The organism is Clostridium tertium (genome assembly GCF_017873245.1).
Classification (GTDB): domain Bacteria; phylum Bacillota; class Clostridia; order Clostridiales; family Clostridiaceae; genus Clostridium; species Clostridium tertium.
Genome location: NZ_JAGGJY010000007.1, coordinates 1 through 24,732, shown reverse-complemented (window position 1 = coordinate 24,732; position 24,732 = coordinate 1). Strand labels below are relative to the sequence as shown.

Sequence of the window (24,732 nt, the reverse complement as noted above, 5' to 3'; positions counted from 1 at the left end):
TGTGAATAAGAAGAATTATAGAGATAAAGCGCTAATGAAAAAAAGAATATCATTAGCGCTTACCGCATTAACGTGTTTATTTTCTCTTTTAATAATCAGACTGTCCTACATAATGATAGTCAAAAGAGGAGAATACTCGGCAAGAGCTGAAGAACAGTGGACAAGTGAAGTTAAAATTGATGCAAGAAGAGGTAGAATACTTGATAGAAATGGAGTAGAACTTGCAGTATCTGCAAATGTTTATAGAGTAGATTTTGACTTAAACTCAATAAGGTCACATTTAAGGAAAGAAAATTTAACTAATGATTCTATAGCTCCTAAAATAGCAGAAGCATTAGAAATGGATGTAGAAAAAGTTCTTAAAAAGCTAAATACAAAGCTTCCAAGTGGAGCTGATGCTGGGGCAGCAACATTAGTTAGGAGAATAGAAAAAGAACAGGCAGATAAAGTTAAGGATTTAAACATACCGGGAGTGATAGTATCTCCAGATACAAAAAGATATTATCCAAATGGAAACTTTTTAGCTCATGTTTTAGGCAGTACTAATATTGATGGTCAAGGCTTAACTGGAGTAGAGTTACAGTATAATGATTATTTATCAGGTACTCCTGGATTACGTATTTCAGAATTAGATAAATATAATGATCAATTACCATATACAATATCTAAATTTACAGCTCCAATAGATGGAAAAGATGTTACATTAACAATAGATGCTAATTTACAGTCATTTGCTGAAAAAATAGCTGAAAAAGGTTATAAAGATAATGAGGCAAAGCAAGTTTCTATAATTATAATGAATCCAAGCAACGGTGAAATATTAGCAATGGTAAACAAACCTGATTTTGATCCGAATACCCCATATGAAGGTGCAGAAAATTATGAGGGTTCAACTACAGGAGAAAAAGTTCAAAAAATGTGGAGAAATCATTTAGTCAACGATACTTTTGAGCCGGGATCAATTTTTAAGGTTGTAACTATGATTGGAAACTTAGAAGAAGGTCTTGTTAAGGAGTCAGATACATTTACTTGTAACGGAAGTTTAAAGGTTGGGCCTCATACAATTAAATGTTGGAAAACATCAGGACATGGCACACAAATATTACCAGAAATACTTCAAAACTCATGTAACGTTGGATTTATGGAAATTGGTAAGAGAATTGGAAAAGAAAAGTTAAATGATTATATAGCTAAATTGGGATTTGGTAAAGTTAGTGGAGTTGACTTGCCAGGGGAAGCAAAAGGAATTGTTAAAAAAACAGAAAATATCAATGAAGCTGACCTTGCGACAATTTCATTTGGTCAAACAAACACTGTAAATGCAATTCAATATATGACAGCATTTAATAGCATTGTAAATGGTGGAAAGCTAATCCAACCTCATATAATGAAAGAGGTTACTTCTAAAGATGAAAATGGAAATGTCGTTGTTGATAAAACATTTGAACCAAAAGTAACAGAAGTTTTAAGTGAAGAAAATACTGCTATTTTAAGAGATTATTTAGAAAGAGTAGTTTCATATGGAGGTTCAAGCAAGGCTTACGTTGAAGGATATCATATTGCGGCTAAAACAGGAACAGCTCAAAAAGTTAATCCAAATGGTGGTGGATACGAATCGGGAAAATATATATCTTCCTTAGCTGGATTTGCACCAGCTGATAATCCGCAAGTTTCGGTGTTTATTTCTATTGATGAGCCTGGTACAGGTACTTATTATGCGGGACAAATAGTAGCTCCACTTGCAAATGAGCTGTTTACAGATATATTTAATTATATGAGCTCAGAAATATCAAAGGATGATATAGATAGTATTGTGAAGGAAGTAGTTATTCCTGAAATAAGAGGACTTAAAATAGATGAAGCAAAAAAAATATTGAAAGAATATAATTTAGAGTATAATATTGAAGGAAATGGGTCTATAATAACAAGTGTGAAGCCTTACCCAGGATACACAGTTAAAGAAAATTCTAAGATTAATATAGACACAGGAGATTCAGAGTCTTATAATAAAAATGTCGTTATGCCTGATTTAAGGGGGTACTCCTTAGAGTCTGCATCTAAAATTTTAAATGATTTAGGTATAAATTATACATTTGAAGGTGAAGGCGCAATAGTTAAGCAAAGTATTCCAAAGGGTGAAATGATAATAAAAGGAACGAATGTAAAACTTGTATTAAACGAAGAATATGGAGATTAATTTAGAATATCCCTTTACATTAGCATGTGGGACACTCACATGCTAAATTTTTATACAAAAGACATAGGGAGTTCTTTTTAGAATATTAAGGAGATGGTGAAATGAAGTTATTAGATTTATTAAAGGGAGTAGATTATGAATTATTAGAAGGAACAGTAGAAAAAGAAGTAAATCACATTCAATATGATAGTAGAAAAGTAAATGAAGGTGACTTGTTCGTGTGTCTTACAGGTTTCGAAGTTGATGGACATGACTATGCAAATAAAGCTATAGAAGCTGGTGCTAAGGTAGTACTATGTGAGAAAAAAATAGATATAAAAAGTGAAGGAGTAACAGTTCTTCTTGTTAATGAAGGAAGAAAAGCCCTTGCTACAATGTCAGCAAACTATTATGGTCATCCAACAAAATCTTTAAAATTAATAGGTGTTACAGGTACAAATGGTAAAACAACAACAGTGTATTTACTAAAATCAATGCTTGAGAAAGCAGGGAAGAAAGTAGGTCTTGTTGGAACAATAGCTAATTATATTGGAGAAAATAAGCTTAAATCTGAAAGAACTACTCCTGAATCATTAGAACTTCAAAAATTATTTAAGGATATGGTAGATGCAAATTGTGAGTATTGTGTTATGGAAGTTTCATCACATTCATTACAATTAGATAGAGTTTATGGTTGTGAATTTGAGGTGGGAATATTCACTAATCTAACTAGAGATCATTTAGATTTCCACAAATCTTTTGATAATTATTACAATGCAAAATTTAAATTGTTTGAAAGAAGTAAGGCTAGCGTAATAAATGTTGATGATGATTATGGATATAGAGTGTTGAAAGATGTTGAAAAATTAGAAAATAAGGAAATTAAAACTTATTCAATAAATAATAATAGTGACTTTAAAGCATCAGATCTTATGTTAAAAGAAGGAGATATACATTTTAAGATAAATGGGGAAGAATTTAATTCAGTCTTACCAGGAGAGTATAATGTATATAATGCTTTAGGTGCAGTAGGCGCAATGAGTATTTTAGGAATTAGCAATGAGTCAATAAGGAAAGGATTATTAGATGTTGTTGTACCAGGTAGATGCGAAAGAATAGGTTATAAATATGACATACCTTATGACATAATAATAGATTTTGCGCATACTCCTGATGGGTTAAAAAATATCTTAGAAACATTAAAGGGATTTACTAAAAATAGATTAATAGCTGTATATGGATGTGGTGGAGATAGAGATAAGGTAAAGAGAGCTGAGCTTGGAAGGATTGGAACAGAACTTGCAGATTTAGCTATAATTACATCGGACAATCCAAGAGAAGAAGATCCAATGGCAATTATAAAAGAAATAGTTGCAGGCATTACAAAGTCAAATTATTTAGCAATTGAAAATAGAGTTGAAGCAATTAAGCTTGCTTTAGGTATGGCTGAAGAAGGAGACGTAGTTGTTTTAGCTGGTAAAGGACATGAAAATTATCAAATCACAAATGAAGGTGTAATTCATTTTGATGAAAGAGAAGTAGTAGATGAAATTTTAATAAGTAAAAAGAAATAATTAGAGGTGGATAAATTGGAATTATCTTTAAACGAACTTTTAGAAGCCATGAATGGTGAATTAATAGTTAAAGGAAAAACTGATTTCAATAGTGTTTGTATTGATACTAGAAAAATAGAAAAGAACAATATTTATTTTGCTATAAACGGCGAAAGATTTAATGGAAATAAATTTGTTATAGAAGCTTTTTCAAAAGGAGCTTCTATAGCAATAGTTGATGAAATATTATTTGATTTAAATAATACAGATAATCTACAAACAGTAATTAAAGTTGAAGATACTGAAAAAGCCCTATTAAACCTTGCCAATTACTATAGAAAAAAACTAGGCTTAAAAGTTATAGGAGTTACTGGATCATGTGGAAAAACATCTACAAAGGATTTGATTGCTGCTTTTTTAAGTGAGAAATATAAGGTTTTTAAAACAAAAGGAAACTTTAATAATCAAATAGGCTTACCGCTAATGATTTTAGAACTTGATAGTTCTATAGATGTAGCAGTTTTAGAAATGGGAATGAGTAACTTAGGAGAAATAGATGTTCTTGCAAATTGTGCAAGACCAGATATAGCTGTTATAACCAATATAGGATTATCTCATATAGAAAACCTAAAAACTCAAGAAAATATATTAAAAGCTAAGAGTGAGATATTTAATTATTTTGATGAAACAAATACTCTTATAATAAATGGTGAAGATGAAAACTTATTAAAAATAAAAGACAAGTGTTTTGAAATTCTAAAAATTGGATATAATCATGAATATGATGTTTATGCATTTAATATTATACTAGAGGAGGACAAAACAACATTTACAGTTAAAGATAAAAATGAAGAAAGTATATTTACAATACCTATGGCTGGCAAACATAATATATTAAATTCTATGCTTGCAGTAGAAGTGGCTAAAAAATTAAATGTTACTTTTGATGAAATGAAAAAAGGTATAAAAAATTTAGAAGCTACATCAATGAGGCTACAAGTTATTAAAAGAAATAAAATAACAATTATAAATGATTGTTATAATGCTAGTCCAGATTCAATGAAATCTTCAATGGATGTACTTAGTAGTTATAAAACAGGAAGAAAAATAGCTATACTTGGGACTATGAATGAATTAGGAGAAGAAGCTGTAAAGTCACATATTGAAGTAGGAAACTATGCTTTAACTAAAGTTGATTTATTAATAGCAGTAGGAGAATACAAAGATTATTTTAAAAAGGGATTTACAGGAGAAAATATCATTACTTTTGCTACAAAAGAAGAATGTATAGATAAATTAGATACGATAATTAAAGAAAATGATGTAGTTTTAGTAAAGGCTTCAAGAGGTATGAAGTTTGAAGATATAGTTAGTTCATTAGAAGAAGTCTCAATATAACGAAGGAGGTGAACTGCCTTTATAGGCAGGTACAATGGGGGATAAATTAATAGACATATTTACGTCGAACTTAACAATAGGATTAGTACTAGCGTTTATAGTATCATTAATACTAGGTCCTATAACAATACCAATGCTTAGAAGATTAAAGTTTGGTCAAAATATAAGAAAAGAAGGGCCTCAAAGCCATCTAAAAAAAGCAGGAACTCCAACTATAGGAGGAATTATATTTATAATTTCAACAGCAATAGTTATGGTGGTAATGAGATTTAGTCCTACAGATGAAGCAATGATTGCACTATATTCATTACTTGCCTTTGGATTTATAGGATTTTTAGATGATATCCTAAAAATTATAAAGAAACAAAATGAAGGTTTAAAAGCATGGCAAAAAATGTTGCTATTAATCATTTTTTCAACTGCAATTGCAGTATATGGATATGTTAATTTAGGAACTGCTTTAAGAATACCATTTATAGATACAAAAATTCCACTTGGAATTCTTTATATTCCTTTTGTAATAGTGTATTATGCTGGTGCAACAAATGCAGTAAATTTAACAGATGGATTAGATGGATTAGCATCTACAGTTAGTGTTTTAGTGTTAACATTTTTTGCAGTTATAGCATTTACAATGAAGCATGAATCATTAGCAGTATTTTCAATTGTATTAGCAGGAGGATTGTTAGGATTTTTAAAGTTTAATGCATATCCTGCAAAAGTATTTATGGGTGACACTGGATCTTTAGCAATTGGAGGTGCAATAGCAACTATTGCATTAGTTTTAGAACTGCCTTTAATATTAGTTATTGTTGGTGGAATTTATGTATTTGAAACTTTATCAGTAATTTTACAAGTTTCATCATATAAGTTAAGAGGAAAAAGATTATTTAAAATGGCACCAATTCATCATCATTTTGAGCAAGTAGGATGGAGTGAAACAAAAATAGTTACAGTTTTTTCTATAATAACTGTAATATTATGCTTTATAGGATTTATAGCCCTTTAATCACTAGATTGGAGGAGTTTTTATGAGAGAAAAAAGGCCCAAAGTAAAAATGGGCGAAATTGACTATGGTATATTTTATGCTGTTATATTGCTATTAGCAATAGGAGTAATTATGATATATTCAGCAAGTTCATATTATGCTATGTTTAAAGAGGGTGATAGCATGGTATATTTAAAAAAGCAATTGATTTGGGCTATTAGTGGGTTAGCTGTTATGGGAATTATGGCTAACTTAGATTACCATAAGCTGAAAAAAATTACTCCTCATCTTTTAATTGTGACTATACCATTACTAGTAGCAGTATTTTTCTTTCCAGCAGTAAATGGAGCAAAGAGATGGATACAACTTGGACCGTTATCTTTTCAGCCGTCTGAGCTAACTAAATATGTAGTAGTTTTATTTTTAGCAATGAGCTTAGACTTAAAGGGAGATGGAGTTAAAAAGTTCTGGACTGGTATAGTACCGTATTTAGGAGTATCAGGTTTTTTTGCAGGTATGATATTATTAGAAAAAAACTTAAGTATAGCAGCTATTATAATGATAGTTACATTTATAATGTTATTTGTAGCAGGTGGAAGAATCCAAGATTTATTTGGAAAAGTTGCCCCAGTATTATTAGTTGCAGTTATGTTTTTTATATTTGGAGAAGATTATAGAAGAGCAAGAATGCTTAACTTTTTAAATCCATGGAAAGATCCAGCTGGAGATGGTTATCAATTAATTCAATCATTTTACGCCCTAGGAGCTGGAGGAATAACAGGACTTGGTCTTGGACAGTCAAGACAAAAAACTTTATATATGCCAGAACCACATAATGATTTTATTTTCTCTATTATAGGAGAAGAACTTGGATTAATTGGATGTTTATTTATAGTTGCTTTATTTGTATTCTTTGTTTGGAGGGGAATTAAAGTTGCTATGAAAGCTAAGGATACTTATGGAACACTTTTATCCATAGGAATAACATCTATAATTGCGGTTCAAGCAATTATTAATATTGCGGTTGTAACAGGATCAATGCCTGTAACTGGTGTACCAATGCCTTTTATTAGTTATGGTGGAACATCGTTAGTAATAAACATGATGGCAATGGGAATACTTTTGAACATATCAAGGCAAGTACAAGGAAAAGAAGTATAACTATATAATAAGGAAAGAGTAGGATATTAAAATTCTTACTCTTTTTTAGTTAGTTGAAATTTAACGTGTTTCAAACTGATATTATATAAGGAATTTGTAAATTTAATACTTTTTAAGTAGATATGTTACTTTAAATTTTTCTTACTTCACTTTTAAGTTAATCTATATAAATAAATTATAAATTATAAATTATATAATAAAGAGGTAAATCTATAATCCCTTTTTAGGTATTAAAAAATTAAAAAAATATTAAATTATTATAAAAAATTTAAATTTAGTAAAAATAATAATGAAAAAATACCCAGAAAGTGATATTATTATATTATGTCATTATATTATGTAAAAGTAGGGGAATTATGAAGAATAAGTCGAATAAATTTATAAGAAGAAAAAAGAGAAATAAAATATTTAAGAGATTAATATTAGGATTATTTGTTATTATAATCGGTATTATAATATTCATATATAAATCTCCAATTTTCAATCTAAAGAAAATAAATATAAGTGGATTAGTTACATTATCTAATGATAGTTTACAAGAAAAATTAAAATATCATATAGGTCAAAATATATTTACTATAGATTATAACGAAATAGAAAAAGAGTTAAGAGAAAATCCATATATAAAAGAAATAAAGGTTAATAAAAAAGGAATAAATTCTTTAAATATAAATATAAAAGAAAATAAAATTGCATATTATTTTGAAAGTGATGGAAAAATAAAAGCTATTAATAATGAAGGGGTAGTAGTTGAAGAATTAGCTGCAATGGATGATAGAAATTTAATTAAGTTAATAGGAATTGATTTATCTGGTAAAGTTGTTGGAGATAAGATATCAGATGATGTAAATATTCCAGATACGCTAGAAAAATTTTATAACATAATAGAAGCTATGCCACAAGAATATGTTTTTTCTCAAATAGATATTGAAGATTTGAACAATATAGTTTGTTATATTCAAAATGTAGAAATAATGATTGGAGATAGCAGTGACTTAATAGATAAAATGAATTTAGCACTTAACGCTATTGAACAAGGAGTTATTTCAAAAGGTTATATTGATATGAGTTTTAATGGACCACCAGTTATAAAGCAAATTAACTAGATAAGGGGGAAACTATATGAAAAGAGCAACATCACAAATATTTATTGCTATTGTTTGCGCGTTTCTTGGGTTTTTACTTGCACATCAATTTAAGCTGTTAAATGAAAGAAATAAGAGTAATATAGAATCACAAAATTTAAATATAAATGCTGAAATAGAGGCTTTAAAGAAAGAAAAAGAAGAATTAATTAAATCAAATAGTAGCTTATCAGAGGAATTAAAACAATTAGAAGAAACTGCATCTAAGGAAGGCGAAGTTGAAGCGGAAATAAAAAAACAACTTGATAATGCAAGAATGAACTTAGGATTAGTAGACGTTAAGGGGCCGGGGATAACTATAACTATTACTTCTAAAAATAATATATTTGGATCAAATAACTCAAATGTAACTAGAATTATTAGTGAAGATGAAATAATGCATATAGTTAATACTCTTAGATACGTAAAGGCAGAGGCAATATCTGTAAATGATTATAGAGTTACTCCTCAAAGTGGTATTAAAAATTCAGGTAATTGGATTTGGGTAGGAACTGCTGGACAAATAGATCCAAATGATAAGATAGTAATAAAAGCTATAGGTGATAAGCAAGCGTTAAAAACTTCAATAAATTTTATTGGAGTGTTAGAGTATGGGGCATTAAAAAGTTATGACATTAAAGTAGATGATAGTGATGAAATTATTATAAATAAAACTACACAGTCTTTAAAAAGTGAATTTGTTAAGCCTGTGAATTAAAGAAGGGAGATTTTTATGATAGCATTTATAGGATTATTAATAGGTGTGCTCTTAGGATTATTATTAGATGTAAATATACCAGATACATTATCTCCCTATATGTCCGTTGCAATTTTAGCGTGTTTGGATTCTGTTTTTGGAGCAGTAAGAGCATCCTTATCAAAAAACTTTAAGTCAGATATATTTATTTCAGGATTTTTTGGTAATGCAGTATTAGCAGCAGGTCTTGCATATTTAGGAGATAAACTTGGAATTCCAATGTATATAGCAGCAGTTATTGTTTTTGGAGGTAGAATATTTGATAACTTTGCAGTTATAAGAAGACTACTAATTGAAAGGCTAAAATCTCGTAAGCGAGGTGAATAAATGAAGAATACAAAATCCGGATTTTTTATTTTAATAGCTGCAATGATAACAGGATTTCTTATAGTAAACACTATTAATTTAAATAATACACAAATAAATATATCTTTAAATGCATTAGAATATAAAAATGCAGTAGAAGAAAGAAGTACTTTATATAATGAAATAGAAAAGATAAAAAGTGAAAATATAGATTATAGATATAAAATAAGTAAATATAAAGGGAATGATCCTGAAAAAAATAAAAAATTAGTAGAAGATATGAAAAATCAATTGTTTGATTATGGAGCCTTAAGTGGAATTACATCAGTTAAAGGGCCAGGTTTAGTAATAGAGATAAAAGATGGAGATATAGACCGAAAATTAGATGCTGATTATGAAATATGGAGAAAGATATTTCATGAAAATGACCTATCAATGGTTTTAAATGAACTAAGAAATGCAGGAGCAGAGGCAATTACTATGAATAATCATAGAATATTACCTAATACAGGAGTAAAGTGTTATTCTGCTCATATAGGATTTGAAGATGAATCAAGCACTTATGCTCCATTTTATATTTATGCTATAGGAAATCCAGAAGAAATGAAAGCATATCTACTAGCAGAAAATGGTTTTATACAAAAATTGATTATAAGAAAGATAAAAGTAGAAATAGAAATAAGGGATGAAATAATTATTCCTGCTACAAAGCAAAGTGTAGAAGCAAGATATATGCAAAGATATGAAGAAAAATAAAATTTTATTAAAAAATATTTTAAAATTGAAGGAATTTAAGTTTTTTTGAAGAATATTTACAATGTGTAAATAACTTCTTTAGGAGGAAATGACTTGGATATAGAAGAAAATATAATTAAATTGAGAAGAAGTTTACCTAAGGATGTCACACTAGTAGCAGTTTCAAAAACTAAACCTATAGAAGATATAGAAATAGCATATAAAACTGGTCAAAGAGATTTTGGAGAAAATAAAGTTCAAGAACTTATTGATAAAGAGGAATCTCTTGAAAAAGATATAAGATGGCATTTTATAGGTAGCTTACAAACTAATAAAGTAAAATATTTAGTTGGTAAAGTTCACTTAATACATTCTTTATCAAGTATTAAGTTATTAAACAAGATAGAAAGTGAATTTTCTAAAAAAAATTGTACAGCTAATCTTTTAATTCAAATAAATATAGGTAAAGAAGAAAGCAAAAGTGGAATTTTTGAAGAAGAGCTAAATGATTTGATAAATGAAATTGAAATTTGCAATAATTGCAAGGTTAAAGGATTAATGGCCATAATTCCAAAAGGAAATGAAAATACAAATAGATATTATTTTAAAAAAATGAAAAGTATATATGATGATTTAAGTAAAAAATCATATAAAAATATTTCTATGGAGATTTTATCTATGGGAATGACAAATGATTATGAAATAGCTATTGAAGAAGGCTCTAACTTAATAAGAGTTGGAGAAGGAATATTTGGTAAAAGAAATGTAGTGGGAGGATTGAAGAATGGGTAATATGTTTGGAAAGTTTAAAGAAATAATTGGTCTTGGTGAATATGAGGATGATTTTGAGGATTTAGAAGATACTGAAGTGGAAGAAGAAGAAGTACAAGAAGAAATTGAACCAATTATATCAAAGCAAAAAGGAAATAAAGTAGTAAATATACATACTGCATCAACTGCCAAAGTTATGGTAACAAAACCTACAAATTATGACGACGCTAGAGAAATAGCAGATGCTATAAAAGCAAGAAAAATAGTTTTAGTTAATGCAACTACTTTAGAAACAAAAATAGCACAAAGATTAGTAGATTTTATTAGTGGATCTTGTTATGTTTTAGGTGCTACTTTACAAGAAATAGAACAAAGAGTTTACTTATTATCACCTTCAAATGTAGAAGTTACAAATGAATTAAAAAATGAACTTAGTTCAAAGGCATTATTTAATTGGAACAAGTAGGAGGAGATTTAAATAGGAATAATATTTACAGCAATAAATTTAATAACAAGAGTTTTAGAAATAACTATCTTTGCAGAAGTTATAATGTCTATTTTACCAAGTATTAGAGAAAGTGCTTTTTATGAGCTAATTGCATTATTTAATAATCCGATATTAAAGCCTTTTAGGTTTTTACAAGATAAAATTTTAAGAAATAGTATGATAGACTTTTCACCATTGTTTGCTATTATGTTATTATCTTATATTAGGATGTTATTTTAATGATTAAAAAAGAAACAATACTAAAAAGTTTTAATGAAGATGATGCAAAGGAAGCTATAAAAATATATGAAAAATATAAGCTAGCTTACGGAAAAGACATAACTGTTTTTACAAGTAGCTTTTATTCACCTAATATATGGAGCTTTTTTGAAAATTATTGTAGTAATAATGAAGTTATGTTTGAAGCAAATGGTTTCTTTGAAGAAAGTGAAAGAAGAATGATTTGTTTTAATAATCTTTACAATGTTGATTATCCTATAAAAATATTAGAAATTAAGAATAAATCAAATTTTTCTAATTTAAAGCATAAGGATTATTTAGGCTCAATTTTATCATTAGGAATTGAACGTAATAAATTAGGAGATATAATTGTAAAAGAAAATAAGGCTTATTTGCCTGTTTTAGAAGAAATAAGTGATTATATAATAAATAATTTATCTCATATAGGAAAATCACCAATAGAGATAAAAATTATAGATAATATTAGTGATATACCATCTGTTAATTTTGAAGAAATAGTTATTAATGTTTCTTCTTTACGAGCAGATAGCATTGTTGCAAAACTCTCTAGCCTGTCAAGAGCAAAAGCTATTGAGCTTATAGATAGTGGTAAGGTTTTAATAAATTATGTAAAAGCAAAAGACAAAAGTCAAGACATTGTAAAAGACACTAGAGTTACAATTAGAGGAATTGGAAAATTTATAATTGGAGATGTTATTGGCGGAACTAGAAGTGGTAAACAGAGAATTGTAATTAAAAAATATATATAATGTGTAGAGGTGATTTTATGAAGCTTACTCCAATGGATATAAGTAACAAAGAATTTAAAAAGGGATTTAGAGGATACGATTGTGATGAGGTTGATGAATTTATAAATGAAATTATAGAAAATTATGAAGAGCTTTATAAAGAAAATTCAAGATTAAAAGAAAACCTATCAAGAGTAAATGAAAAATTAGAACATTATGTTAAAATAGAAAATACTATTCAAAATACGTTATTATTAGCCCAAAATGCAGCTGAGCAAGCTAGAGAAGCATCTCAAAAGGAATCAGATATGATTTTAAAAAATGCTAATGATGTAGCTAAGAAAATTTTAGATAAGGCTCATAATGATGTAGTTTCAATAAATGATGAATATGAAAAAGTTAAACAAGAATTTGTTAAGTTTAGAGCTAAATTTAGAAACTTTATGAATGCTCAAACTGAAACTTTTGATGAATTAGAAAAAGATTTAACTAAAAATTATAGTATTGCAGAGCCATTAGAAGAAGTAGCTATCGAAAAAAATATAGAACTATCCAGTAAAAACATAGAAGAATTAGAAGAAGTTTATACTGAGGATATGGACGAGATAAAAAGCTTTTTCGCTAAAAACTAATACATAAAATCCGTTTAATACGGATTTTTTATTTTTAATAAATTTTAAACTATTGAGTGTAATGTTTTAATGTATTATAATGTGTTAAGAATTATAATATGTTAACAATTATGAAGAAAATGGAGATTTGTATTAATGGATGAACTAGTATTTAAAATAACTGAAGAAGAAAATATAGGGATTAGAATAGATAAATATTTATCTAATATTATAGAAGGAAAATCAAGATCATTTATACAAGGATTAATTGATTCAGGCGCTGTATTAGTAAACAATAAAGAAATAAAGAGTAATTATAAATTAAGAAATCATGATGAAATTATTGTAGGTGTGCCAGAACCAATTGAGCTTTATGTTGAGCCAGAAGATATAGATCTTAACATAGTATATGAAGATGAAGATATAATAGTTTTAAATAAACCTCAAGGAGTAGTTGTACATCCGGCACCAGGGAATTATAGTGGTACATTAGTAAATGGATTACTTTATCACTGCAAAGATCTATCAGGTATAAATGGAGTCATAAGGCCAGGGATAGTTCATAGAATAGACAAAGATACATCGGGAATATTAGTTATTGCAAAAAATGATGATGCACATAATCATTTAGCTAAACAATTTAAGGATCATAGTATCAAAAGAGAATATTATGCTCTAGTTGAAGGTAAATTTAGTAAGATCGAAGGTACTGTAGATAAGCCAATAGGAAGAAATAAAAAAGATAGATTAAAAATGGCTATAATGGAGGATGGTAAAAGAGCAGTAACTCATTATAATGTACTAGAACAATATAATAATGGAACTGCTTTAGTAAAATGTACTTTAGAAACTGGAAGAACACATCAAATAAGAGTTCATATGGCTTCTATTGGTCATCCTTTAGTTGGAGACCCTCTTTACAATAGTAATAAGAAGCAAAAATTTAAATTACAAGGGCAAGTACTACATGCAAAAACTTTAGGATTTATTCATCCAAGAAGTAATAAGTATATAGAGTTTGATTCAGAATTACCTAAATATTATTTAGAACTATTAGAAAATATAAGAAAATAGAGGTGGGTTAAATGAAATTAAAAGCAAATTTATTAGATGATAAAGCTATCAAAAGAACACTAATAAGAATCTCTCATGAAATAATAGAAAAAAATAAAGGGATAGAAAACATAGTTTTAGTAGGGATTAAAAGAAGAGGGTATCCTTTAGCAGAAAGAATTGCAAGAAATATAGAAAGTATAGAAGGTATAAAGGTCCCTGTAGGTTATGTAGATATAACTTTATATAGAGATGATATTACAGAAATAAAAGATACACCAAGAGTTAATAATATTGATTTAGGGGTAGAGGTTATAGGAAGAAAAGTTATCTTAGTAGATGATGTTTTATATACTTGTAGAACAGTAAGGGCAGCAATTGATGCTATAATTGATTCTGGAAGACCAGAACAAATACAACTTGCTGTATTAGTAGATAGAGGACATAAGGAACTACCAATAAGAGCTGATTATGTAGGAAAGAATCTTCCTACATCTAAGAGTGAAATAATAGCAGTTGAAATAGCAGAAATCGATGGAAATGATTCAGTGAAAATTTACGAAGGAAATTAGAGGAGAAAAACATGGAATATAACTTAATTGCAACTACTACCTTTGGGCTAGAAGGTATTACAGCAAAAGAATTAAAAGCTTTAGGATATGAAGATTTAAGAACAGAAAATGGTAAAGTTCATTTTAGTGGAGATGAAATGGATATTGCAATAGCTAATATCCATTTAAGAACTGCAGATAGAGTATTAATAAAAATGGGAGAGTTCGAAGCAAGAAGTTTTGAAGAACTCTTCCAAGGTACAAAGAACATAAAATGGAGTGATATAATACCTAAAGATGGGATAATGCATGTTAATGGTAAATCTGTAAAATCAACTTTACATAGCGTTCCAGATTGTCAATCTATAGTAAAAAAAGCTATTGTAGATAGTATGAGCAATTCTTATGGAATAAGCCAATTTGAAGAAAGTGGTCCATTATATAAAATTGAAGTATCAATTTTAAAGGATGTAGTAACATTAACTATAGATACATCAGGACCAGGATTGCATAAGAGAGGATATAGAGAAGAGGCTGGAGCAGCACCACTTAAAGAAACTCTAGCAGCAGCTATGGTACTTATTTCAAGATGGAAAGAAGAATTTATTTTAGTTGATCCATTTTGCGGTTCAGGTACTATACTTATAGAAGCAGCTATGATTATGCAAAATATCGCACCTGGAATGTGTAGAAGTTTTACATGTGAAACTTGGCCAACAATGGATTCAGATGTTTTTGAACAAGTAAGAGAAGGTGCTGAAAGAGCAATTAAAAATAAAGATATAAAATTAATAGGATATGATATAGATGGACGAATTCTTAAAGTAGCAAGAAGTAATGCTGAAAAGGCTGGAGTTTCAAAATATATTGAATTCCAAAGAAGAGATTTTAAGGATTTTTCAAATAGTAATAAATATGGATTTATAGTTTCTAATCCACCATATGGAGAAAGATTAGGAGAAAAGAAAGAAGTAGAACAATTATATAAAATTTTTGGAAGCTTTAAAAAGAAATTTTTCAATTGGGATTACAATATTCTTACATCTTACGAAGGATTTGAAGGACCATTTGGAAAGAAGTCAAGTAAAAATAGAAAATTATACAATGGTAAAATAAAATGTTATTATTATCAATATTTTGATAATGAACTTATTAAAAATGATGGGGATATGCTTATAAACCATATATAACATTTAAGTCATGTAATACGATAAATATTAAGATATTATTATTTATTGTTGTATTCAATTGTGTATAAAACTTTATTGAGAACTATAAAAAAGAAACCATATTTTGTATTTACAAATATGGTTTCTTTTTTATTATTTTATTATTTTATTGTTTTCAATTTTAAAATTATTATATAACGATGGCTCTGTATATAAAGTGTAATTAGTATGATATATAACCATACCTGGCTTTGACCCATTAGGTTTCTTTAAGTTTTTTACTGTAGTATAATCAACAGGAACTTTTGTAGAATTCTTAGCTTTGCTATAATAAGCAGCAAGTATGCCAGCTTCTTCTAAAGCTACATCGGATGGATTGTCACTACAAAGAATAACATGTGATCCAGGAATATTTTTTGTATGAAGCCACATATGATTTTTATTAGCAAATTTTAAAGTTAAATAATCATTTTGAATATTATTTTTACCAATATAAATGTCTATTCCATCAGAAGAAAGCAAATGTATAGGTTTAGACGATTTATCTTTTTTATTATTTTTATTAGTATTTTTGAATTTTAAGTATCCAGTTTCAATTAATTCTTTTTTTATATCGTCTATTTCAATATAGCTTTCACAGTTTAGGATATTCGTCATAACTGAGTTTAGGTATTGAAGTTCTTCTTCATTTTTTTTCAATTGTTCTAATGCAGATTCTTCAGACTTTTTTAGTTTATTATATTTTTTATAAAAATATTGTATATTTTCAGATGGTGTTTTATTTTCATCTAGCGTTATAGTTATATATTCTTCTTCATCAGTATAAAAGTTTAATAAGGATATTTCTTTTAATCCTTTTTTCAACATATAAATATATGAAGTTAATAAATCACCGTTAATCTTATAATTTTCTTTCTCTTCACATTCTTTAAGAATATTTTTTAATTTTTTAGTTTTATTATTACACCTATCTATGTTAGTTGAAATTAATCTTTGTAAATCTGTAGATCTATTTAATAGTCTATCTTGTTTATCTTTTACTGTGAAAAATTCATCAAGTAATTCACTTGGATTTTTAAAAGATATTGAAGAATAAATACTTTCTAAATTACTTAATTTAATACAGTGAAAATCCTTGAAAACTTCATTATTTCTATAAATTTTAAAATTAAAACTGCTTTCTAAATTTTTTATAAAATTTTTAAAGAAATTAAAAATATTTTCTCGATTTATGGTATTATTATCTTGTAGGAGATTTTCATATATACTTATTGATAGAGATTTACTTATTCCAGTAAATATCCTTGAAAATATTCCTTCATCAATACTTATATCATTATTATTTAAATATGAATTAAAATCGTTAATTGAGAAGTTAAAAGGATTTAATTTGTTAGAGTTTGGAGGATATACATAATTTACACCAGGATATAAAACTCTGAAAGTATTTATATCAGCAGAAATATGCTTAATACATTCCATGACTTTATTGTCTCTTTCTCTAACAAGAGTTATATTACTGTGTCTTCCCATAATTTCAACTATTAATATATATTTACTATCGAATCCTAATTCATCAGTAGACTCAATATGTAATTGAAGAATTCTATCACCATTTAATTGAGTTATATCTGTTATTCGACCACCAATTAGATATTTCCTCATAACCATTGTAAACATTGGTGCTTGCAAGGGGTTTGGTTTACTTATATTAGTTAAATGAATTCTAGGAAACTTAGAAGAAGCTGAAATTAATAATTTTATATTTTTTCTATCTTTTCTTAGAGTTAAAATTACTTCATCTTTTTCTGGTTGATTAATTTTATCTATTTTACAGTTCAATATTGATTTTTTTAAATCATATACTAAACTATATAAGTAGATACCATCCAAAGCCATAAGTATCATCCTTTCTTTGGTAATAAGATAAAGATAGTATAACACTTAATTAGTAAACTTATCAATGGGGCATATAAAGTTAAGAGGGGGAGTTTTTATGAATTTTATAAAAATGCAAGGATTAGGAAATGATTTTATTATTATTATAGATAATGAAAATACATTAATTAAAACTGAAACTGAAATTGCTAAAAAAATTTGTAATAGAAGATTTGGAATAGGAGCAGATGGATTAGTTATAATAAGAAAATCTAATATTGCAGATGCTAAAATGGTAATAATAAATAGTGATGGATCTCGTGCTAATATGTGTGGTAATGCTATTAGGTGCTTTGCTAAATATTTATACGAGTATGGCTTAGTAGAAAAAAATATAATTAGCATAGAAACTGGAGATGGAATAAAGTGCGTAGAACTTTATATTAATGATAAAAATAAGGTTGAATTAGTTAAAGTTAATATGGGAAAGGCAAGTTTTGATGGAAAAGATATTCCTTTAAATAATAAAAATTCATTAATAAATGAAGTGATTAAAATTAAAGAAAAGGAATATAAATTAACAGCCTTATTAATGGGAGTACCTCATACTATCTTAATTAATAATAATGATGAATATGATGTCATTGAAGGAAAAGATATAGAAAAAAACAATTTATTTATTGAAGGAACAAATGTTAACTTTGTTAAAGTTATTGATATTAACAATATAGAGGTAAAAACTTGGGAAAGAGGTGCAGGAGCTACTTTAGCTTGTGGAACAGGATGTTGTGCTTCAGTTGTAGCTTTAAAAAAATTAGGATTATGCTCAAATAAGGTTAATGTAGAAACTTTAGGAGGAAGTTTAGCAGTAGAGATTATAAATAATGATGTATATATGATAGGTTCAGCAGAGTTTATTTGTAAAGGGAACTATATTAATTAGAAGAGGTAAAAGATGAATAAAAAAAGGATAAGGAATATTTTCCTTGTTAATTTTATTTTGTTAATAAGTATATTTCTTTATGGATGTAAAAATAAAGTAGAAGAAAAAAATAAAGTAGATATACTAAATGGAGCAGTTGCCATAGAAAATTCAGGAGAATACAAAATTTATAATTTAACAAATGATAAATATGAAAAAGTAGATACTGAATATATAATTACAGCTTATGATTTAGAAAGTGGTAATTTTATATATAATGAAAATGGTGAATATAAAATAAATTATCTAGGAAAAGAAGAAAATATAGAAGAAGAAAAAATAGTTATTTCACCTAAACTAGCTAAAAATGGTGAATATTTAGCGTATTTTTTAAAGGATGAGTACTTAGATTTAAAAATAAAGGATTTATCTAAAAATAAGAATATATCAATTGATACCAAGGTTGCAATTTCAGGAGAGTTAATTGATTGGCTAAATGGAAATACCTTGGTTTATTATGGAATAAGAGAAGATAAAACTAATGGTATATTTACTTATAACATTGATAGCAATGAAGAAAAACTTTTATACAAATTAGATTTAGGATATGTTGAATTTTTAAAAGTTTTAGATAATGGAATAGTTTTTGTGCAAGAAAAAGAAGGAAAACAAAAGATATTAAAAGTAATAGATGAAGATGGAGAAGTTAATGAAGTAATAGAAGATGTATTGGATGTTAGTGATGTTGAGTCTACTCAAGAGGGAATATTTATATTAGGTAAATTGGAAAATAACAACTATTCATTATATAAATATCATGATAGGAAAGCTAAAAGATTAGTGTATGATTTTCCTAAATTAATAAACTTAGAAAAAGGTCTTTCTAAAGATAAGGATGGTAATATAATCTTTGTTGGTGGTGAAGATGTTAAAGTAGAAAGAATATATAGATGTACTGATGATGCTATAAGTATAATTGATGGTGCTTCAGGAACATACAATTTTATAGAGTGCAGATAAAGATATTTATAATTTATTTTATAAATATCTTTTTTATTTAAGAATATATGTATAATTTTACCATTGTTGGACATTAATTTAAATGGTGATATTATATGAGTATTTTTGAATTTGATTTAGAGAAAGTTAACTTAGAAATAGCTAGAAAATTAAAGAAATTAAAGGCTATAGAAAACAAATGTTTACCTATTATGATAAAAGAAGATAAAGTAATTGTAGTAACATCTAATGAGACATTAGATAATAAAGAAGAAGTAGAGTTTTTATTTAATAAAAGAGCAAAAATAATAAAATTAAGTGAAGACTTTATTAATGAACTAATTAAGAATATCTTTTTAGGAGAATTAGAGGAGTTATTTGATATATTATTGCTTAAAGCAATAGAATTAAATGCATCGGATATTCATTTTGAACCTCGAAAAGAAGACGTTTTCATAAGATTTAGAGTTGATGGTGTATTAATAGGATTTACGAAGATAAAAAATGAAGAATATCAAAAATTATTATCTAAAATAAAAGTATGCGGGAATATGGATATCACGGAGAAAAGAAGACCTCAAGATGGTAAAAGTTTAATAAAAGTAAATGGAAAAAATTATGATTTAAGATTATCTACTATTCCGATAATTTATGGAGAGAAACTAGTAATTAGAATCCTATATGGAGAAATATTTAATTATAATATTAGTAGTTTAAATTTAAATGTAAACCAAATGAAGAAATTAAAAAAAATAATTGCATTAAAAAATGGATTAGTAATTATAAATGGTCCTACAGGAAGTGGAAAATCAAGTTCATTATATTGTATCTTAAAAGAAATTAACAAAAAAGATATCAATATCACAACTTTAGAAGATCCAGTAGAAGTAATAATTAAAGGAGTAAATCAAGTGAGTTTAAATAGGAAAGCAAATATTACATTTGCAACTGGACTCAGAAGTATATTAAGGCAAGATCCTGATGTTCTTATGATAGGAGAAATTAGAGATGAAGAAACTGCTAATATGGCAGTTACTGCATCGTTAACAGGGCATAAAGTATATTCGACAATTCATACAAAAACTCCACAAGAAGTATATTTTAGACTTGAAGATATGGGTGTGAAACAATATCTAATTAAAGATTCTCTAATTGGAATAGTATCTCAAAGACTAATAAGAGTATTCTGTGATAATTGTAAAAAAGAAGATATAAAGTTTATATTTAAAGGGAATGAAATGATAAATTACAAAGGGGTAGGATGTAGTAATTGTAACTATACAGGTTATAAAGGAAGAAAAGTAGTAAGTTCAGTTGTATTTATTGATAAAGAAATTAAAAAACAAGTTTCAAATATTTTCCAGGAAATAGGAGGGTTAAATAATGAAGAAATGATAGATAGCTTAAATGATTTATTAACTAATGGAAAAATATCAATTATGGATTACAATAATTTTTTAATAGAAGAAGGTCTTAATTATGAAGAAAATAAAATTAATATTTAATAAATCAGATTTTAATAGCTTAAGCTTATTATCAGGAAACATGGCAATGCTTCATAAAGAAGGAATTTCACTTTTAATTATGATGGATTTACTTACGGAATTACCATTAAGAAAAACTTATAAAGAAAGTATAAGAAATATAAAAAACTTTATTGCTGAAGGTAAATCATTAAATGATAGTTTTAATGAATTCAATGATTTATATCCAGAGTTTTTTGTTGGAATGGTCTCGATGGGAGAAAAAAGTGGTAACTTATCAGAAGTGTTAAAAGGTTTAGAAGAGTACTATGATAAAATTAGCTTTTTCAAATCTACAATTAAAAATGTTTTAGCATACCCAATTTTATTGTTCATATCTATTATTACAGTTTTTATATTTATTGCTTTTGTAACTATACCAAGTTTATATGAGTTTTATATTAATTTAAATATTGAGATACCTAGTGTATGTAAGTTTCTATATGATCTTGTAAATTATATAAAAACTAATCCTATATATTCTTTTATATATTTTCTTTCTTGGGGAATTTTACTGCCATATATAATATATAAGTTTTATCTTAAAAATTATATTAAAGCTTTATTTAATAAAATAGCAATAATTAGAGAATTTAATGAATTTATTTTTATTTCACTTCTATCTATAATAATTAGAAGTGGTGTAAATTTATCAAATGGATTAGTATACTCTGCAACTAGCTTTAAAAATTCAGCTTTAAAAGAACGATTTTTGCTCTTAAACTCAAGTATATTGAGAGGTGAAACAATATCTGAAAGCTTAAAGAAACATGGTTACTATTGTAATTATACAACATCTATTATAAAGCTAGGAGAAGAAGGTGGATCTATGGATGAAAGAATGAAATCGCTTTCTGATCATTTAGAAAAGAAGTTATTATCAGATATAAATAGGTATATGGCAATTTTACAACCAGCATCAATTTTGATTATGGGGGCTTGTGTAATAGCGTTTTTAATGATATTTATTGTCCCTTTATTTAGTTCATTATTAGATGGTGGGTTATGATGAGAAAGAAAGGTTATACACTTATAGAGTTAATAGTTGTATTGTCAATAATTACACTACTTTCAACAGTTGGATTTAGTGGAGTTAAATATTTTAAGGATAAAATTGAAAGTTTAAAGCTTCAAAATAATGTATATGAAGTTAGAGGATTGCTAAGTTTTGCAAAGAGCTATTGTAGGAAAAATGAAGTTATAGGAAATATTGCTATAAGTAAGAATAAAAAGGAAGTTGTATTTGAAGTGGTTGAAAGAAATCATAAATTAACAAAAATATTAAATTTGGATGATAATATTAAAGTAACATCAAATTTTCAGAATGGGATTAATAATATTAATAAGCAAGGCTTTATAAAGACAGCTGGAACTATAAGTTTATCATATAAGGATAAACTTATAGAAATAAGGGTATCTGTTGGAAATGATATTATAAGGTTAAATGATACAGATGAAAATGAAGGAGATATAATAGATTGAAAAAAGGAAGCACTTTGGTTGAAAGTATATTAGCTCTTGCAATTTTATTAATTGCAGCAACGATAGCGGTAGAAATTGGAATAGCTGCAGCTAGATCTAGAAAAATTAGAAATATAGAAAATCAAGCAGATAGAGTAGCTTATTCAATAGAAAGTGAAATAAAATATAATGTTACATTGGATGAACTAAATAGAGCTTTTAATGAAAATAAAATATCATATAAATACTCAAAAGATATTTTAAATAAACTTACTAATACACCTATATTAAATATGGAGAGAGGTAATGGCGTTATAATAGAGAAGTTAAGTAATTCTATTTTCACTGGGGAAAAATCTTCAAAAGCAATTTCGTTAAAAATAAGAATTAATGATGAAGAAGGAGGTACTTTATGTGAAAGAGAGTTTATTAAATCTTATTGGATGGAAAAGAAATAAATTTGTTAAAGATAATAAAAGAAAGAGAGGCTTTACTTTAATAGAACTTATATTAGTTATGTTTATTCAATTAATTTTACTTGGCTTATCTTTTAAAATTGCATTGACTGCTAATAAAAATTATACAAATTTAATAAAAAATTCAGTATCACAAGATTCTTTTGATGATGCATTATTAAATATTGATAGGTTATTAAAGACGCAAATGGTTAAATCAATAGAGATTCAAGAAAATGATTTAAATAATAATGCTATGATAAAAATTATATACAAAATTGATCATAATAAAAATGAAGTTAAGGAGAAAAGAATTTTCTTAGATAATATAAATAAAAAAATAGTTTTAGAAACATATATAGATAATAAAAGAAAAGGGATTAATATAATAATGAGAAGAGTTTCTGATTTTACAATAATAAAAAAAGATAAAATATATTATTTAAAGATAAATAGTCTTGATAGCGAGGAAAGAATAATATGCATATAAAAAGTATTTCTAAAAAGAGGGGATATGTCTTTATTGAAAGTTTAATAGTATTCTTATTTGTTCTTGCTATAGTAAATCTTTCAATAAAAATAATATACAATAACTATATAAAATCTCAAAATTTTAAAACATATAGAGACTTATATACTCTGGAAGTTGAAGAAGAAAGAGTTTTAGAACTTATAAATACTTTGGCTGAAGATAATAAATTAGATCAGAAAGAACTTTTACAAAAAGTAAGTAAGAAAAAATCTGAAGAATACCCAGAATTAAAAAGCTTAAATTTTGAATATAAAGATGGAAGTTATTATTTAACAAGACAGAAGGAAAATTCAGTTATGTATATTGAGCTAAAGAAAAATGAAATTGGAAATAAAGCTTACTTTACCCCAACTACTTATAAAACAAAATATATTTATATTAAGGAGTAAAAATGGTTAATTCTATAGGTATATTTAATAATAAATATTATTATAAGGGACAGGAATATGATAACTATAATATAAATTTACTATTAGAAAAACTAGGGAACAAAAGAAGATTATTAATCTTATCTCAATCAATATTTATTAAAAAATATGAAATACTTAATAAGAGAATAAGTGTTGATAAGTTTATTGAAAAAAAGATTTCAGAGGACTTTTCAGATAAGAAGAATTTGTTGTTTCATTATGAGTTTTTAAAAAACTCTAAAATTATCTATATTTATTCTATAAGATATAATAGATTTATTAAATCTTGTACAAATATTACTCATATTCAAGTAGAGCCAATACAGTTCTTAATAAGAAAATATGTAATAAAGAAAGTAAGAGGAGGTAAGTATTCGATAATAATATATAGAATAAAAGACTTATTCCACTTGATAAATATAGAAAATGGAGTCATTGAAAATTCTTATATAACTAATGATGCTACAGATATAAATAAATTTATAATAGAATATAAAAATCAAAATAAAAAGTTAATTATAGATAAAGGTATCGAAGATATAACTATTAATAATTATGACTATATTATAAATATAGGAGAAAAAGTTTATGAAGAAATATTTAAGAAATAAGAATTTTATACCAAATGAGTTTATAGAGAGATTAGATTTAAATGAAAATAAGAAGAATAATCAATTAATATCAATACTAATACTGTTAAATATTATAATCATTCCTACATC

The 24,732-nt window shown here is 26.5% G+C and carries 27 protein-coding genes; 26 read left to right on the top strand and 1 reads right to left on the bottom strand.

The window, feature by feature from the left end; genetic code table 11:
• Window position 1 precedes the first annotated feature (1 nt).
• The 17 genes from J2Z25_RS09150 to J2Z25_RS09070 all read left to right on the top strand — a co-directional run bounded on the left by J2Z25_RS09150 (window position 2) and on the right by J2Z25_RS09070 (window position 15,851).
• On the top strand, window positions 2-2,197 hold the full coding sequence (locus J2Z25_RS09150; RefSeq protein WP_008679191.1) for a stage V sporulation protein D: 2,196 nt from the start codon (window positions 2-4) through the stop codon (window positions 2,195-2,197).
• A gap of 101 nt (window positions 2,198-2,298) precedes the next feature.
• Window positions 2,299-3,750 (top strand): UDP-N-acetylmuramoyl-L-alanyl-D-glutamate--2,6-diaminopimelate ligase, encoded by a 1,452-nt coding sequence (locus tag J2Z25_RS09145; protein WP_008679190.1) that lies wholly within the window; start codon window positions 2,299-2,301, stop codon window positions 3,748-3,750.
• Between the two features lie 15 nt (window positions 3,751-3,765).
• On the top strand, window positions 3,766-5,127 hold the full coding sequence (locus J2Z25_RS09140) for a UDP-N-acetylmuramoyl-tripeptide--D-alanyl-D-alanine ligase (RefSeq protein WP_008679188.1): 1,362 nt from the start codon (window positions 3,766-3,768) through the stop codon (window positions 5,125-5,127).
• Window positions 5,128-5,161: 34 nt separating this feature from the next.
• A complete protein-coding gene (gene mraY, locus J2Z25_RS09135; protein ID WP_008679186.1) occupies window positions 5,162-6,136 on the top strand; it encodes a phospho-N-acetylmuramoyl-pentapeptide-transferase in 975 nt (324 codons plus the stop codon).
• Window positions 6,137-6,158: 22 nt separating this feature from the next.
• Window positions 6,159-7,277 carry a stage V sporulation protein E gene (gene spoVE / locus J2Z25_RS09130; RefSeq protein WP_008679184.1) on the top strand — a complete coding sequence of 373 codons (1,119 nt, stop codon included), beginning with the start codon at window positions 6,159-6,161 and terminating at the stop codon, window positions 7,275-7,277.
• Window positions 7,278-7,633: 356 nt separating this feature from the next.
• Window positions 7,634-8,383, top strand: a complete 750-nt coding sequence (locus tag J2Z25_RS09125; protein ID WP_008679183.1) for a cell division protein FtsQ/DivIB — start codon at window positions 7,634-7,636, stop codon at window positions 8,381-8,383.
• 16 nt (window positions 8,384-8,399) lie between these two features.
• Window positions 8,400-9,119 carry a DUF881 domain-containing protein gene (locus tag J2Z25_RS09120; protein WP_209739997.1) on the top strand — a complete coding sequence of 240 codons (720 nt, stop codon included), beginning with the start codon at window positions 8,400-8,402 and terminating at the stop codon, window positions 9,117-9,119.
• A gap of 15 nt (window positions 9,120-9,134) precedes the next feature.
• Window positions 9,135-9,485 carry a small basic family protein gene (locus J2Z25_RS09115; RefSeq protein WP_008679180.1) on the top strand — a complete coding sequence of 117 codons (351 nt, stop codon included), beginning with the start codon at window positions 9,135-9,137 and terminating at the stop codon, window positions 9,483-9,485.
• A complete protein-coding gene (locus J2Z25_RS09110) occupies window positions 9,486-10,220 on the top strand; it encodes a DUF881 domain-containing protein (RefSeq protein WP_209739995.1) in 735 nt (244 codons plus the stop codon).
• A 93-nt stretch (window positions 10,221-10,313) separates the two neighbouring features.
• Entirely contained in the window at window positions 10,314-10,991 is a 678-nt protein-coding gene (locus J2Z25_RS09105; RefSeq protein ID WP_097032904.1) for a YggS family pyridoxal phosphate-dependent enzyme, read from the top strand.
• Window positions 10,984-11,436, top strand: coding sequence for a cell division protein SepF (locus J2Z25_RS09100; protein ID WP_008679174.1), 453 nt, complete (start codon window positions 10,984-10,986; stop codon window positions 11,434-11,436). The genes J2Z25_RS09105 and J2Z25_RS09100 overlap by 8 nt, the downstream gene beginning before the upstream one ends.
• Before the next feature lie 12 nt (window positions 11,437-11,448).
• The gene (locus J2Z25_RS18980; RefSeq protein ID WP_425340182.1) at window positions 11,449-11,697 is read left to right on the top strand and encodes a YggT family protein; all 249 of its coding nucleotides are present in this window, start codon (window positions 11,449-11,451) and stop codon (window positions 11,695-11,697) included.
• Window positions 11,697-12,467, top strand: coding sequence for a YlmH family RNA-binding protein (locus J2Z25_RS09090; protein ID WP_209739993.1), 771 nt, complete (start codon window positions 11,697-11,699; stop codon window positions 12,465-12,467). Before J2Z25_RS18980 ends, J2Z25_RS09090 begins: the two co-directional genes overlap by 1 nt.
• Window positions 12,468-12,484: 17 nt before the next feature.
• Window positions 12,485-13,078 (top strand): DivIVA domain-containing protein, encoded by a 594-nt coding sequence (locus J2Z25_RS09085; RefSeq protein WP_008679171.1) that lies wholly within the window; start codon window positions 12,485-12,487, stop codon window positions 13,076-13,078.
• A 135-nt stretch (window positions 13,079-13,213) separates the two neighbouring features.
• Window positions 13,214-14,131 (top strand): RluA family pseudouridine synthase, encoded by a 918-nt coding sequence (locus J2Z25_RS09080; RefSeq protein WP_209739991.1) that lies wholly within the window; start codon window positions 13,214-13,216, stop codon window positions 14,129-14,131.
• Between the two features lie 11 nt (window positions 14,132-14,142).
• On the top strand, window positions 14,143-14,682 hold the full coding sequence (gene pyrR / locus J2Z25_RS09075; protein ID WP_099346244.1) for a bifunctional pyr operon transcriptional regulator/uracil phosphoribosyltransferase PyrR: 540 nt from the start codon (window positions 14,143-14,145) through the stop codon (window positions 14,680-14,682).
• An 11-nt stretch (window positions 14,683-14,693) separates the two neighbouring features.
• Window positions 14,694-15,851 (top strand): THUMP domain-containing class I SAM-dependent RNA methyltransferase, encoded by a 1,158-nt coding sequence (locus J2Z25_RS09070; protein WP_209739988.1) that lies wholly within the window; start codon window positions 14,694-14,696, stop codon window positions 15,849-15,851.
• A gap of 132 nt (window positions 15,852-15,983) precedes the next feature.
• Here the strand turns inward: J2Z25_RS09070 and J2Z25_RS09065 are convergent, their stop codons facing one another.
• Window positions 15,984-17,729 (bottom strand): Rqc2 family fibronectin-binding protein, encoded by a 1,746-nt coding sequence (locus tag J2Z25_RS09065; protein WP_209739986.1) that lies wholly within the window; start codon window positions 17,727-17,729, stop codon window positions 15,984-15,986.
• Window positions 17,730-17,826: 97 nt separating this feature from the next.
• Here J2Z25_RS09065 and dapF point away from each other — a divergent pair, with 97 nt between their 5' ends.
• The 9 genes from dapF (at window position 17,827) to J2Z25_RS09020 (ending at window position 24,621) form a co-directional block, all read left to right on the top strand.
• Window positions 17,827-18,651, top strand: coding sequence for a diaminopimelate epimerase (gene dapF, locus J2Z25_RS09060; RefSeq protein WP_209739983.1), 825 nt, complete (start codon window positions 17,827-17,829; stop codon window positions 18,649-18,651).
• A gap of 12 nt (window positions 18,652-18,663) precedes the next feature.
• Window positions 18,664-19,650 carry a hypothetical protein gene (locus J2Z25_RS09055; RefSeq protein ID WP_209739980.1) on the top strand — a complete coding sequence of 329 codons (987 nt, stop codon included), beginning with the start codon at window positions 18,664-18,666 and terminating at the stop codon, window positions 19,648-19,650.
• 95 nt (window positions 19,651-19,745) lie between these two features.
• Entirely contained in the window at window positions 19,746-21,134 is a 1,389-nt protein-coding gene (locus tag J2Z25_RS09050) for a GspE/PulE family protein (RefSeq protein ID WP_209739978.1), read from the top strand.
• Entirely contained in the window at window positions 21,109-22,161 is a 1,053-nt protein-coding gene (locus J2Z25_RS09045) for a type II secretion system F family protein (protein ID WP_097032914.1), read from the top strand. Before J2Z25_RS09050 ends, J2Z25_RS09045 begins: the two co-directional genes overlap by 26 nt.
• A complete protein-coding gene (locus J2Z25_RS09040; RefSeq protein ID WP_209739975.1) occupies window positions 22,161-22,634 on the top strand; it encodes a type II secretion system protein in 474 nt (157 codons plus the stop codon). The genes J2Z25_RS09045 and J2Z25_RS09040 overlap by 1 nt, the downstream gene beginning before the upstream one ends.
• Window positions 22,631-23,071, top strand: a complete 441-nt coding sequence (locus J2Z25_RS09035; protein ID WP_209739972.1) for a type II secretion system protein — start codon at window positions 22,631-22,633, stop codon at window positions 23,069-23,071. Before J2Z25_RS09040 ends, J2Z25_RS09035 begins: the two co-directional genes overlap by 4 nt.
• The gene (locus J2Z25_RS09030) at window positions 23,028-23,558 is read left to right on the top strand and encodes a prepilin-type N-terminal cleavage/methylation domain-containing protein (RefSeq protein ID WP_209739970.1); all 531 of its coding nucleotides are present in this window, start codon (window positions 23,028-23,030) and stop codon (window positions 23,556-23,558) included. Before J2Z25_RS09035 ends, J2Z25_RS09030 begins: the two co-directional genes overlap by 44 nt.
• Window positions 23,549-23,989: a hypothetical protein gene (locus J2Z25_RS09025; protein WP_209739968.1), complete on the top strand. Its 441-nt coding sequence runs from the start codon at window positions 23,549-23,551 to the stop codon at window positions 23,987-23,989. The genes J2Z25_RS09030 and J2Z25_RS09025 overlap by 10 nt, the downstream gene beginning before the upstream one ends.
• Window positions 23,990-23,991: 2 nt before the next feature.
• Window positions 23,992-24,621 carry a hypothetical protein gene (locus tag J2Z25_RS09020; protein ID WP_209739966.1) on the top strand — a complete coding sequence of 210 codons (630 nt, stop codon included), beginning with the start codon at window positions 23,992-23,994 and terminating at the stop codon, window positions 24,619-24,621.
• The last annotated feature ends 111 nt before the right edge of the window (window positions 24,622-24,732 follow it).